Genomic DNA, 14,617 nt, shown 5'->3' on the forward strand with positions numbered 1-14,617 from the left:
ACATATAGAGATTATTAATTTATGCGCATTGAAGAAGATATAAAGTTAGGATTTAAAGATGTTCTTATTCGCCCTAAGCGTTCTATATTAAAAAGTCGATCGCAAGTAGATCTTACACGTACTTTTGCTTTTAAAAGTTCTGGGCAAATTTGGACTGGTATTCCATTGATTGCAGCTAATATGGACACAATAGGTACTTTTCGAATGGTAGAAGTTTTGTCTTCTTTTCATATATTAACTGCAGTTCATAAATACTATTCATATGAATGTTGGAAGAATTTTGTTTATAGTGTATCTGATACTGTATTAAAATACGTTATTGTGTCTACTGGTACTTCTAAAAAAGATTTTACAAAATTGAAAACAATTTGTTCTTTATCTGCTGAATTAAAATTTATTTGCATAGATGTAGCTAACGGTTATACAGAACAATTTGTCTCTTTCTTAAAAAAAGTCCGCGATTTTTTTCCAAAAAAAATTATTTGTGCAGGAAATGTAGTGACTGGAGAAATGGTTGAAGAATTAATTTTATCTGGTGCCGACATAGTAAAAGTTGGTATAGGTCCTGGTTCTGTATGTACTACACGTGTTAAAACTGCTATAGGATATCCACAATTATCTGCTGTAATTGAATGTTCCGATGCTGCTCATGGTTTAGGTGGAAAAATTATTAGCGATGGAGGTTGTGTTGTTTCAGGAGACATTGCAAAAGCTTTTGGGGGAGGAGCTGATTTTGTTATGCTAGGAGGTATGTTAGCAGGGCATAGCGAATGTGAAGGTTTAATTTTTGAAGAAAATGATAAAAAATATATGGTTTTTTATGGAATGAGTTCTAAATCTGCAATGGATCGCTATATTGGAGGTGTAGCAGGATATAAAGCTGTAGAAGGAAAATCAGTAAAGTTATTATTTAGAGGTTCAGTAAATGAAACTATACGTGATATTTTAGGAGGATTACGTTCTACATGTACTTATGTTGGAGCTTCAACTTTAAAAGAACTAACTAAACGTACAACATTTATAAAAGTTTCTGAGCAAGAAAATAAAATATTTAGTGGAATGGAAATATAAAATTAAATTTTATAATTTTATGAGGAATGCATATATGACACAATTGTTTTTAAGCGATGTTGATCCTATTGAGACAGATGATTGGATAAAAGGAATTGAATCAGTTATTCGTGAAGAGGGCATCGAAAGGGCAAAATTTATTGTTTATTCGGTCATCCAGAGATTAAGACGAGAAAATGTAAATTTTATAGAAAATAAAATTATTAGTGATTACATAAATACTATATCTGTATCTGAAGAATGTGAATATCCAGGAAATTTATTTTTAGAAAATAGAATATGTTCTGTAATAAGATGGAATGCAATAATGATAGTTCTTCGAGCATCTCAAAAAAATTTAGATTTAGGGGGTCATTTATCTTCTTTTCAGTCAGCAGCCGTAATTTATGAGGTATGTTTTAATCATTTTTTTCGGGCTTATAATAAAGAAAATAGTGGAGATTTGGTTTATTTTCAAGGACATATTTCTCCTGGAATTTATGCACGGGCATTTATTGAAGGAAGATTAGATAAAAAACAGCTAGATAATTTTCGACAAGAAGTAAATGGCAATGGTCTTTCTTCTTATCCCCATCCTAAATGTATGCCGAATTTTTGGCAATTTCCCACAGTATCAATGGGATTGGGTCCATTATGTGCTATTTATCAAGCAAAATTTTTAAAATATTTAAAAAATAGAAATTTAAGAGATACATCTAATCAAAAAGTATATGCTTTTTTGGGAGATGGAGAAATGGATGAACCGGAATCTAAAGGGGCTATTTCTATTGCTTTTCGTGAAAAATTAGATAATTTGATTTTTGTTGTAAATTGTAATTTACAAAGATTAGATGGACCAGTTTTAGGAAATGGAAAAATTATTGATGAGCTAGAAAGTATTTTTAAAGGTGCAGGTTGGGAAACTATTAAAGTTATATGGGGCAGTGAATGGGACAAATTATTAAAAAAAGATACAACTGGAAAGTTAATTCAATTAATGAATGAAACTTTAGATGGAGATTATCAAACATTTAAATCTAAAAATGGAGCTTATGTAAGAAAACATTTTTTTGGAAAATATGAAGAAACTTTACATTTAGTCAAAGATATGACTGATCAAGAAATTTGGAATTTAAATAGAGGAGGACATGATTTTAAAAAAATTTATTTTGCTTTCAAGAAAGCTAATGATGTTATAGGAAAACCAGCAATAATATTGATACATACTATAAAAGGATATGGATTAGGCAATATAGCAGAAGGAAAAAATATTGCTCATCAAATCAAAAAAATTAGTGTTGAAGATATGCGGTATATTCGAGACAATTTGTGTATTTCAATAGAAGATAGAGACCTTAGTAATTTACCGTATGTTTCTTTTGAAGCTGATAGTAAAGAATCTAAATATCTTCATAGTAGAAGACGAGAATTAGGAGGATATCTTCCATCACGTTTATCTTTTTTTACTGAAAAACTTGCACTTCCTGAATTAAATGATTTTAGTTCTTTGTTAACTAGTCAAAAAAAAGAAATTTCTACTACTGTAGCTTTTATTCGTATATTAAATATTATTTTAAAAAATACTTGCATTAAAGATAGGATAGTTCCTATTATTGCAGATGAAGCACGTACATTTGGTATGGAGGGTTTGTTTAGAACAATAGGTATTTATAACTCGAGCGGACAAAGATATATTCCTCAAGATAAAGATCAGTTTTTATACTATAAAGAAGATAAAAACGGTCAAATTTTACAAGAAGGAATAAGTGAAATGGGTGCTTTCGCTTCTTGGTTAGCAGCAGCTACTTCTTATAGCACTAATAATTTTCCTATGATTCCTTTTTATATTTATTATTCTATATTTGGATTTCAAAGAATAGGTGATATATGTTGGGCAGCTGGAGATCAACAGGCTAGGGGGTTTTTAATAGGAGGTACTTCGGGAAGAACTACGTTAAATGGAGAAGGATTGCAACATGGGGATGGACACAGTCATGTTCAAGCATTAACTATTCCTAATTGTATATCATATAATCCTGCGTATGCTTATGAATTAGCAGTGATCATTCATGATGGATTGCATAGAATGTATGGACAGGTTCAAGAAAATATTTATTATTATATTACTACTTTTAACGAAAACTATAAAATGCCTGCTATTCCTATAGATTCAGAAGAGGGTATTTGTAAAGGAATATATAAATTAAAGAGTATCGGAGAAACTAAAATTAAAGTGCAGTTGTTAGGATCTGGTTCTATTTTAGAATGTGTATGTAAGGCTTCTCTTATTTTATTAAGTAAGTATAGCATTAGTTCAGACATTTATAGCGTTACATCTTTTACTGAATTAGCAAGGAATGGACAAGATTGCGAACGTTGGAATTTATTACATCCCTCTATTAAAGAAAAAAAAGTACCTTATGTTACAAAAATCATGAATAATTTTCCAGCTATTGCTGTTACAGATTACATGAAGATCTTTGCCGAACAGATAAGAGCTTATGTTCCAGGAAAAAGTTTTCGTGTATTAGGAACAGATGGATTTGGACGCTCTGATAGTAGAAAAAATTTACGAAACTATTTTGAAATTGATGAATTTCATATTGTTATTGCAGCTTTAGTAGAATTATCTAAATTTCATAATTTTGATAAAAACGTTATTGTAGATGCAATTAACCAATTTGATATAAACATAAGTAAGGTAAATCCGAGGTTAGCATAGGAAACGCAATGGATATTGAAATTAAAATTCCTGATATTGGTATAGAAACGGTTGAAGTAATTGAAATATTTGTAAAAATAGGCGATAAAATAAAAAAAAATGATTCTTTAATTACTGTCGAGGGACAAAAAGTATCTATGGAAATTCCATCTAGTAAATCAGGAATAATACAGTCTATTTTTGTACAAGTAGGACAAAAAGTAAAATCTGGTTCACTAATTTTATCACTTTCAAATTCCAGTAAAAATCATGTATTGCAAAATAATAAAAAATTTTATTTAGATAATTTAGAATATGATAATAAAAGACATTTTGAAAGAGATATTTTTATAGAAGATAATAGCTTAAAAGAAGAAAAATTAGTTCATGCTACTCCTATTATTCGAAGATTAGCTAGGAAATTAGATATTAATTTATCTCATGTAATAGGTAGTGGAAGAAAAGGGAGAATTATTAAAGAAGATATTTCTGCATATGTACAAAATAAATCAATACAAAATAAAAAGAATATTAATGTAAAACATAAAAGCGAAGAAAAATCTATTCAAGGTAGTTATGATAAATTAAAAAAATCTTCAGAATTGTGGCTGACAAATATTCAAAAAGCTTCTAGCAAACATTTATGTCAGAGTTGGTCTGTTATTCCTCATGTGACTCAATTTGACGAAGCTGATATTACTAATTTAGAAAAATTTAGAAAAGATTATAATATTAAATTAAGTGCGAAAAAATCTGATTTAAAGCTAACGATATTAGTTTTTGTAATAAAAGTAGTAGCTAAGTCATTAAAGAGTTTTCCTCGATTTAATAGTATATTATGTCCTAATACTAAGAAAAAATTAATATTGAATAAAGATATAAATATAGGAATTGCTGTAGATACTAATGATGGATTATTAGTCCCTGTTATTCGTAATGCTGACAAAAAAGATATTATTGATTTATTATTGAAATTAAATTATTTATCTAAGAAAGCTAAATCAAAAACTTTAGATGTTATAGATACAACAAATGGAAATTTTACAATTTCTAATTTAGGAGGGATTGGTGGCACCAATTTTACGCCTATTATAAATTATCCGGAGGTAGCAATTTTAGGAATATCAAAAGCTTTTATAAAATCGCATTGGAACGGTAAAGAATTTAAACCACATTTAATGCTTCCATTATCATTGTCTTATGATCATCGCGTTGTTGATGGAGCAGAAGCTGCTCGATTTATTACTTTAATCAGTGAAATGTTATCAGATATTAGATTATTAATAGTTTAAATCATTAAATGAATTTTAAATTTAATGTTTTATATTGTTACAAATAATTTTTGAAATATTTGATTTTAATGAAAAATATAGAAAAATTTTCTTTATAAATAGGTAGGAATAATGTCGTATAAAAAAATATACACTCAAGTAGTAGTGATTGGATCAGGTCCTTCAGGATATTCTTCTGCTTTTCGCTGTTCAGATTTAGGATTAGATACAATTTTAATAGAAAAATATAATAATTTAGGAGGTGTTTGTCTTAACGTAGGTTGTATTCCTTCAAAATCTTTATTGCATATATCTAAAGTTATAAAAGAATCAAAAAATTTATTTAACATAGGTGTTGCATTTTCTAAACCAATTTTTGATATAAATAAGATACGTCAGTGGAAAGATGGAGTTATTAATAAGCTTAGTTCTGGAATAAAAAACATGGCGAATCAACGTAATATAGAAGTCATTTTTGGAAACGCGCAATTTTTAGATAAAAAAAGTATATTAGTAAAAAATGGAGATGAAAGCATTATTATTTTTTTTGAAAATGTTATCATAGCAGTAGGTTCTCGTTCTAAAAAGTTAAAATATGTTCCTTCTGACGATTTTAGAATATGGGATTCTTCTATTGCATTATCGCTTCCTCATATACCTGATAATTTATTAATTATTGGATCAGGTATTATTGGTTTAGAAATGGCTACTGTTTATAGCTCATTAGGATCTCAAGTAGATATTATAGATAGTTCACATGAATTGTTATCGCATTTAGATAGAGATATAGTGAACATTTTTTATAATGCAGTAAAAAAAGATTTTAATATTTTTTTAAATTCTGAAATTAAAGAAATTGTTCCAGAAAAAAATGGTTTTTTAGTTTCGAGAAATAAAGAAAACAATGTTCGGAATACTAAATTGTATAATGCTATTTTAGTTGCAGTGGGGAGAGAATCAAATTTAGAGTCTTTAAACATTAATAAAATAGGATTAGAAGTAGATTGCAATAGATTTCTTAAAATAGATAAAAAATTACGTACAAATATATCTAATATATATGCTATTGGAGATGTTACCGGCCAACCTATGTTAGCGCATAAAGGCATGCATCAAGGTCATATAGCAGCTGAAGTTATTTTTGGGAAAAACCATGTTTTCAATCCTTATGTAGTTCCATGTGTATTGTATACGGATCCAGAAGTAGCTTGGGTAGGAATGACAGAAAAGGAAGCTATTCACAATAAAATAGAATATGAAAGTGCAGTATTTCCATGGAATTTTTTAGGAAAAGCAATATCTTCAAATTTTTCTTGTGGCATGACTAAATTAATTTTTCATTCAAAAACAAGAAAAATTATAGGTGGTTCTGTTGTTGGAAGCCATGCTGGAGAATTATTAGGAGAAATTGGATTAGCAATCGAAATGGGTTGCGATGTAGAAGATATTGCATTAACTATTCACGCTCATCCTACCTTATATGAATCTATAAATTTATCGGCACAAATTTTTCAAGGGACTATTACTGATATGTTAAATTTAAAAAAGTAGTAGTGTATTTATTATAATTTATGTAATATTTGAATATAGATACGATGAAAAATAATTTTTATTATAACTTAATACGTTTCGAAAATATAAAATTTTATATATGAAATTTATATAGATTATTCTATGTTTTACGAGATTTTGAATATTTTAAATTAAACAATTAATTTTTTTAGCTTTAATTAATTTATGTAAAATTATGCATGAAAAATTTCTTCAATTATTGTTTTAATGATTTATAGTTGTTATAAGATAATTGTTATTGTTTTAAAGGCTTTAATTTTTTATAAAAATTATTTAAAATTTCACATATGTTATTCGTGTATATAAAAATGATGTAGAAAATATTGAAAAATTTTTAAAAGCATTTCTGAAGCTAAGTGCGAAAATTTTTGAAAATCTAATGCAGCATAGTTATTGGAATGATCAGATATAGTTTTAATAATTAAAAACGGTTTGTTAAATTGGTAGCATACTTGAGCAATTGCTGTTGATTCCATATCTACGGCGATTGCTTCTGGAAAATGTATTTTTAATTTATTTTTTTTTGTTTTTTCATGAATAAATGAATCTCCGCTTATTATAAGACCTTTTTTATAATAAATATTTAATTTTATCATATATGTTTCAATTAATTTTGTTAAATAATTATTTATTGAAAATATTTGAGGAAAATTCTTGACTTGTCCTTTTTTATAACCAAATGGAGTGAGATCAACATCATGATAGCATGTACTACAAGGCAGTACTATAGTTCCAAGTTTCATATTTTTACTTAAACTACCAGCTGTTCCAATATTAATAATAACATCTATTTTATAAACATATAATAAAATAGTACATGTTATACTAGCTGAAGTTTTTCCTATTCCTGATTGTATTAATATTATTTTAATATTTTTTAATTTTCCTATATAAAATTTTTTATTATAGATAATTTTTTTTTTATAAAATTTAATATATTTATATAGTAAATTAATTTCTTCGCTTAATGCTCCAATAATTCCAATTGTGATATTTTTTTTATCATTTTTTTCTTTCATAATTTTCTCAAATTTCACTTGGAAACTATTTCGTTAAATGCTGAATGAAATTCCGCAACTGCAAGTAGTTTTTGCTTTCGGATTAAATATTATAAATTTCGAACCGTTTAAATTTTCTTGATAATCTATTGTTCCGCCTTTTATATATTGAAGACTGATAGGATCTATTATAATAGACGCATTTAATTTAGTGATAATTGTATCATCATCGTATTGTTTTTTGTCAAATTTAAAGTTGTATTGAAATCCACTACAACCCCCACCAGTGATGTAAATTCTTAGTTTTAAATTAGATAATTTAGATGTTTCAGTAATAGAATTAATTTTTTTAATAGCTTTTTGAGAAAAAGATAGTAAACGTTTAGATGTTTGTTTCATATTATGTTTCTCAACTTTAAAATTTTTATTTTTAAAATAGTGCAAATAATATATTTAATTTATTTTAATGTTTAAAAATTTTTAAATTTGTTTTTTTAAAAAATAAAATATTTTATTTAGATTTTTTCCTTAAGAAAGCTGGGATATCTAGATAATCAATATTATCATTTTTTGATAGTGTATTATTTATATTTTTTGATTGTTTCGTATCAATTGTATATTTTTTTGTATTGAAAAACATATTCGGTTTTTCATATTCAAAATTAAAGGATGTTTTTTTTGAATGTATAGTTTTTGAAAATTGTGTGTATGTGGATGTTTTTCCAATTTTAATGCCTGTTGCTATTATTGTAACTCGAAGTGTATCGTTCATTTCTGTATTTAGCGATGTTCCAATTACTACAGTAGCATTATCAGAAGAAAAAGATCTTATAATATTACCTACAGTTTCAAATTCATCTAGTGTCATATTAAATCCTGAAGTAATGTTAACTAATACTCCTTTAGCTCCGGATAAATCGATATCCTCTAATAGAGGACTAAAAATAGCAATTTCAGATGCTTCTTTAGCCCTATTTTCTCCAGAAGCGACTCCTGTTCCCATCATAGAAAATCCCATTTCAGACATTATAGTACGTATATCGGCAAAATCTACATTAATTAAACCAGGTTTAGTCATAAGTTCTGCTATTCCTTGAACTGCTCCTTTTAAAACATTATTTGCTGCACTAAAAGCGTCTAATAAAGAAATACCTTTTTTTAGTACTTTTAACAATTTATCATTTTGAATAGTGATGAGCGAATCAACATATTTTGATAGTTCTATTATACCTTGATCCGCATAAGTCATTCTTTTTTTTCCTTCAAAGCTAAAAGGTTTAGTTACTATAGCTACTGTTAGAATTCCTAGTTCTTTTGCAATTTCTGCAATAACAGGAGCTGCACCTGTACCTGTTCCGCCTCCCATTCCAGCTGCTATGAAAATCATATCTGAATCTTCTAATATTGATTTTAGGTTTTCTTTATCTTCTTCAGCAGCATTTCGTCCTATTTTAGGATTAGCTCCCGCTCCTAGTCCTTGTGTTATATGATTTCCTATTTGTATAGTTTTTCCAACTTCTATTTTTTTTAATGCTTGTATATCTGTATTTATAGCAAAAAATTCTACGCCTTCAATTTTTTCTCGAACCATATGTTCCACAGCATTACCTCCCCCTCCTCCTATTCCTACTACTTTAATAATTGCATCGTTATTTTTTTCGACAGGTTCAAACATAAATTTATATCCTACTTTTTATTATAGTTCTTTTTTTATCCAGTTATTAAAAAAATTAAACCATTTTTTAAAAATATTTGCAGACATTTTGTTTTTGTTATAGCTTTTATAATGTTCTTTACCATAATATAGTAATCCTACTGTAGTAGAATAGTTAGATTTTTCGATGTTATTTACTAAACTTATAATTTCTTTTGGTTTTCCTATTCTTACAGGTATGTCAAAAATTTTTTTAGCATTTTCTTTTAATAATTTAATATTTGAAGCTCCACCGGTGAAAACTATTCCCGCTCCAAATTCATAGTGATTGTTTGATTTTTTTAATTTTTTTTGTGTATTTAAAATTTTTTTATTTATTAAATTGAGTAATTCAGTGTATCTTGGTTCAATAATTTCTATTAATGTATTTTTTTTAAATTTTTTAATTGATGTATTATTAGAATTAGATATTTCTATTTGTTTGTGCATATCGTTAGAAGAAGAAATGTCAGCACATCCATATTGAATTTTTGTTGTTTCAGCTTTTATAAAAGGAATTTTAAATGCATAAGAAATATCATTTGTAACTGAATTTCCAGCATAAGGAATAACACAACTATTTTTGAGCGTTCCATTGGTATACATAGAAAGATCTATTGTTCCTCCACCGATATCTGCCATACATACACCTAATTTTTTCTCATCTTTTGTTAAAATTGCTTTACTGGAAGCTAATCCTGAAAAAATAATACGATTTATTTTTATTCCACATGTTTCTACTGCTTTAACAATGTTTTTTTCTATTTCAGAATGGCACGTAATTAAATGAACTTGAACTTTTATTCTTTTTCCTGATAATCCAATTGGATTTTTTATTCCAATGCGTTTATCTATAGAATATTCTTGTGGAATAATATGTAAAATACGATGTTCGTTTTGAATACGAACGCATTTCGCTGTGTGTATTACATTTTTTATATCTTCTATTGTAACTTCATTTTTAGATATAGGGACAATTCCTATTTCATTTTGACTGTTAATATATTTATTAGATATCGCTAAGTATACAGAAGAAATTTGGCAATCTGCCATATTTTCTGCTTGATAAATAGATTTTTTGATACATTTTATAATTAGTTTTAAATCATATATGATACCCTGGCTTATTCCTAGCGCAGGACAAATACCTATTCCTATAATATTTATAACTCCATCTGTTAGCATTTCTCCTACTAAAGTTATCACTTTCGTTGTTCCAATTTCTAATCCAACTATTAAATTTCTGTTGTTTTCTTTTGTCATAATTATAGCCTGTATGTATTATGTCCATTCTATCGCTATACCAGATATGTATCTTATATCAATGTGCTTTATTTTTTTTTTCATTGTTCTTTCTTTTTCAGTTAAAAATTTCCAAACATTCATTAGTCTTTTCAATCTCATAATATTAGTATAATTTAATTTACCTAAAATTATTTCAATATTATTTTGAATAAATAATTTCCAAGAATTTTGGGATGTTATTATAATAGACTTCAAAAGGATATTATTTTTTTTGAGTACGTTTTGGACTGTATTATAGTTGTTTAAAAAGTCTTTTATGCTATTTTTCGATCCATAAAACCGTAAAATATTTTCAGAAAAAAAACTTTTTATAATTTTAGTACTTACTCCGTTTTCATTCAATATATATTTGTCATTCCAATATGCAATAGGATTAAAATTTTCTAAATAAATTAACAACGTGTCATTATTTAATGCATTTATTTTAATATTGCGTATAAAAGGCAATTTTTTAAGTTCATTTTTTAAAAAAATATTGTACTGAAAATTAGTATTATATGGTTTTTTTAGAGATAGAATAAAATTTTTAAGTGCATTTTTATTAAAATAATGAAATTTACCTTTAATAATTAAATGAGATATTTTTTTATTAGAAAGTTGTTGAGAAAATTTTATTAATATAAAACTATTTAAGATTATGAAAGAAATCAAAAATAATATGACTGCATATTTCAGTAGTTTTTGTGTTATTCCATAATATGATGATTTATATTTCATTTTTATGTAAATTTAGTTGGTTTAAAACTTTAATGAGCCGATTTTAATATAGTTAAAACTAGTGATTTAAACGATATTCCTGCTTGCTTAGAAGCTATAGGAATTAAACTTTTTTTTGTCATTCCAGGACAAGTATTCATTTCTAATAGCCAAAATTTTTTATATTTGTCCATAATGAGATCAATTCTTCCCCATCCTGTACATCCAAGTATATTCCATGCCATTTTTATTATTTTTTTTAATTCTATTTCTTTTTTTTTATCTAACCCGCTAGGACAAAAATATTTAGTATTTTCAGATTCATATTTAGATTTATAGTCATAAAAAGCGTTTTTTGAAATAATTAAAACAGATGGTAATATTTTATTTTCTAAAATTCCTACAGAATATTCTGATCCATACACAAATTTTTCAATAAGTATATTTTTATCATATTGAAATGCTTTCATGCACGCTTTTTTTAAATAATTGTACGAATTAATTAATGAAATTCCAATGCTTGATCCTCCTGTATTAGGTTTTATTATAAGAGGTAATCCTAATGATAAGATATTTTTTTGAAATGTTTTTTTTGATGTTTTTTCAAATTTTTCTATATTTGTAAAGTAATAAGGTATTGTAGGTAAATTAACGCTGTTCCATAATAATTTCGTCTTCATTTTGTCTATTGAAATAGCAGATGATAAAATTCGACTTCCAGTATAAGAGATATTTAAATATTTTAATATTCCTTGTATAGTTCCATTTTCACCTTCATTACCATGAAGAGCAAGAAATGCTTTTTTGAACCCTTGAGTAGGTAATTGAATAATCGGATAATATTTAGTATCTATAGGATACGCATTTATTTTAGAATTCAATAAACTATTGAGTATATTATATCCAGATAATAAGGATATATTTCGTTCTTTAGATGTTCCTCCTAGTAGTACTGCTACTTTTTCTATCATAATATTTCTCCTTTTCTAATATTTGAAAATTTTTTATAATATATTTGTTTGATATAACGTTTATATTTCCTGCTCCTTGTATTAAAAGTAAATCATTTCCTGATAGTTTGTTTTTTAAAATTTCGAATATTTTATTATTTTTCAATATTAACGTAACTGATTTTTCTCTATACTTGGATAGTTCTTGATATAAAGCAAGGCTATCTGATCCTGAAATAATTTTTTCTCCGGAAGAGTAAACTTTTAAGATCAATAATTCATCTACTTTCAGTAATATATTTATAAATTGTTTAAATAGATAATGCATTCTTGTGTATCTATGTGGTTGAAAAATCATTATTAATTTTTTTTTTGGCCATCCAGATCTAGCAGTTTGAATACTTGCTAAAATTTCATTGGGATGATGTCCATAATCTTTTATAATGGTAATCTTATTTTTTTTATTTTTTGAACAACAAATAAAAAATTTTTTGCATAATTCAAATCTACGTTTAACACCTTTAAATTTTTTTAAAGATTTAGCAATTCCAGCATTACTAATTTTTTCTTGGATAGCAACGGCTATGGCTGCTGTTGCATTAAGAGCGTTATGTTTTCCAGGAATATTTAAAATAGCATTTAATACGAGTTTTTTGTTTTTTGTTATTCTAAAATAACTAGAAAATTTATTTTGTTTGTATTTATCTATTTTTATATCAGCATCTAAACTAAATCCATAAGTAACGATATTACAATGTATTGATGATATTATATTTCTAATATTGTTATCATCAATGCATACTATTGCTGTTCCATAAAATGGAAGATTATTTATAAATTTAATAAAAGTATTTTTTAGATTTTTAAAGTTTCCATTATAGTTGTCTAAATGATCATTATCTATGTTTGTTAATACGGCTATAGTTGGTTTTAAATATAGTAGCGAAGCATCGCTTTCATCTGCTTCTATTATACAATAAGAACTTTTGCCTAATTGAACATTATTATTAAGTTCTTGGAGATATCCTCCAGTTATTAATGTTGGATCTAAATTATTATTATCAAATATATTAAATATTATTGAAGAAGTAGTAGTTTTTCCATGTGTTCCAGATACTGCAATTCCATATTTGTCTTTTATTATTTCGGATAACATTTTACCTCTTGGTATTATGGGAATTTTTAAAGCTTTGGCTTGTATAATTTCAGGATTAAAAGGTGATATTGCACTAGATATTACTATGAAATTTGCATTTTTAATATTTTTTTTTGAATGTTTGGAAAATATTTTTGCACCTAAATTAGCTAATTTTTTTGTAATAGGGGTAGATTCTAAGTCGGAACCGCTTATAATGTATCCATTTTTAAGTAAAATTTCAGCTATTCCACTCATTCCTATTCCTCCAATTCCAACAAAATGGATGTGATTTTTATGACACATTTTTGAAATAAGCGAATTAGAGTAATGTATGTTATTATTTTTCATAAGTTAATTTATGTAAATATTTTATCATTTGTGATTATATTAAATTAAGAGATTTTTTTAGAAAGTAAAAATGTATTTTCAATTGTTTTAATAATAGTTTTGATAGAATTTAGTAAGAATCTTGGATTTATTTTGTTTGACATTATGTTAATAACTTTTCGATTTATATTTTTTAGAATTTTTGTTGTTGTTTTAGCATTAAAAAGATGCTGTTCTATTATTATTGCACCTCCTTTTAATTTTAAAGGATAAGCATTCCAATATTGATGTTTGTCTTTATGAGGAAAAGGAACAAATATAGCAGGTAAACCAATATATTCAATTTCACTTACAGTCATTGCTCCAGATCGGCAAATAATAATATCTGCCCAAAAATATGCTTTTTCTATATTTTTTATAAAAGGAACTATTTTATAAGGAAAAATTTTAAATTTTTTGTAATTTTCTAATGTTTGTATTTTATTCTTTTTTCCTACTTGATGCCAAATTAACACTTTATCTTTTAAATAAAAAGCTATTTCAGGAAGTACAGAATTGAATATTTTAGCTCCTTGACTTCCACCGATAACTAGTATTCTAAGTGGTCCGCTTCTATTTTTAAAACGATTTTTTAGATTTTTCAAATTAGCAATTTCTTTTCTTAATGGATTTCCTACAGTTTTTGCATGTGATATAGTTTTTGGAAATGCTTGCATAGTACAAGTTGAAAATTTTGATAAAAATTTATTAGATAAACCTGCGATTCTATTTTGTTCATGAATCAAAAGTGGTATTTTGTATAAGGCTGATATTATTCCCCCGGGAAGTGAGACATATCCTCCCATTCCTAATATTACATCAGGATTTACTTTTTTTATAAAAGACCTAGTTTGCAAACAAGCAAGAAAAATTTGAA

12 protein-coding genes are annotated in these 14,617 nt (G+C 26.3%); 4 read left to right on the forward strand and 8 right to left on the reverse strand.

Annotated features, from left to right (window positions below; genetic code table 11):
• Positions 1-21 precede the first annotated feature (21 nt).
• From U0T64_00945 to lpdA, 4 genes are all read left to right on the forward strand, one after another.
• Positions 22-1,071, forward strand: coding sequence for a GMP reductase (locus U0T64_00945; GenBank protein ID XBC41431.1), 1,050 nt, complete (start codon positions 22-24; stop codon positions 1,069-1,071).
• 34 nt (positions 1,072-1,105) lie between these two features.
• Positions 1,106-3,772, forward strand: coding sequence for a pyruvate dehydrogenase (acetyl-transferring), homodimeric type (aceE, locus tag U0T64_00950; GenBank protein ID XBC41432.1), 2,667 nt, complete (start codon positions 1,106-1,108; stop codon positions 3,770-3,772).
• Between the two features lie 8 nt (positions 3,773-3,780).
• Positions 3,781-5,043, forward strand: coding sequence for a 2-oxo acid dehydrogenase subunit E2 (locus U0T64_00955; GenBank protein XBC41433.1), 1,263 nt, complete (start codon positions 3,781-3,783; stop codon positions 5,041-5,043).
• A 111-nt stretch (positions 5,044-5,154) separates the two neighbouring features.
• On the forward strand, positions 5,155-6,573 hold the full coding sequence (gene lpdA, locus U0T64_00960; protein ID XBC41434.1) for a dihydrolipoyl dehydrogenase: 1,419 nt from the start codon (positions 5,155-5,157) through the stop codon (positions 6,571-6,573).
• 311 nt (positions 6,574-6,884) lie between these two features.
• Here lpdA and U0T64_00965 read toward each other — a convergent pair whose 3' ends face one another.
• From U0T64_00965 to U0T64_01000, 8 genes are all read right to left on the reverse strand, one after another.
• On the reverse strand, positions 6,885-7,613 hold the full coding sequence (locus tag U0T64_00965; GenBank protein XBC41435.1) for a 5'-methylthioadenosine/adenosylhomocysteine nucleosidase: 729 nt from the start codon (positions 7,611-7,613) through the stop codon (positions 6,885-6,887).
• 33 nt (positions 7,614-7,646) lie between these two features.
• Complete coding sequence (erpA, locus tag U0T64_00970; protein XBC41436.1) at positions 7,647-7,991, reverse strand: iron-sulfur cluster insertion protein ErpA; 345 nt, start codon at positions 7,989-7,991, stop codon at positions 7,647-7,649.
• A 112-nt stretch (positions 7,992-8,103) separates the two neighbouring features.
• A complete protein-coding gene (gene ftsZ / locus U0T64_00975; protein ID XBC41437.1) occupies positions 8,104-9,267 on the reverse strand; it encodes a cell division protein FtsZ in 1,164 nt (387 codons plus the stop codon).
• Between the two features lie 21 nt (positions 9,268-9,288).
• The gene (gene ftsA, locus U0T64_00980) at positions 9,289-10,548 is read right to left on the reverse strand and encodes a cell division protein FtsA (GenBank protein ID XBC41438.1); all 1,260 of its coding nucleotides are present in this window, start codon (positions 10,546-10,548) and stop codon (positions 9,289-9,291) included.
• Positions 10,549-10,566: 18 nt separating this feature from the next.
• Positions 10,567-11,307 carry a hypothetical protein gene (locus tag U0T64_00985; protein ID XBC41439.1) on the reverse strand — a complete coding sequence of 247 codons (741 nt, stop codon included), beginning with the start codon at positions 11,305-11,307 and terminating at the stop codon, positions 10,567-10,569.
• Positions 11,308-11,336: 29 nt separating this feature from the next.
• Positions 11,337-12,257: a D-alanine--D-alanine ligase gene (locus U0T64_00990; protein XBC41440.1), complete on the reverse strand. Its 921-nt coding sequence runs from the start codon at positions 12,255-12,257 to the stop codon at positions 11,337-11,339.
• Positions 12,217-13,722: a UDP-N-acetylmuramate--L-alanine ligase gene (gene murC, locus U0T64_00995; GenBank protein ID XBC41441.1), complete on the reverse strand. Its 1,506-nt coding sequence runs from the start codon at positions 13,720-13,722 to the stop codon at positions 12,217-12,219. The genes U0T64_00990 and murC overlap by 41 nt, the downstream gene beginning before the upstream one ends.
• Positions 13,723-13,766: 44 nt before the next feature.
• On the reverse strand, positions 13,767-14,597 hold the full coding sequence (locus tag U0T64_01000) for a UDP-N-acetylglucosamine--N-acetylmuramyl-(pentapeptide) pyrophosphoryl-undecaprenol N-acetylglucosamine transferase (GenBank protein XBC41442.1): 831 nt from the start codon (positions 14,595-14,597) through the stop codon (positions 13,767-13,769).
• Between the last annotated feature and the right edge of the window lie 20 nt (positions 14,598-14,617).

Source organism: Buchnera aphidicola (Nurudea yanoniella), from assembly GCA_039829995.1.
GTDB classification, from domain to species: domain Bacteria; phylum Pseudomonadota; class Gammaproteobacteria; order Enterobacterales; family Enterobacteriaceae; genus Buchnera_B; species Buchnera_B aphidicola_AV.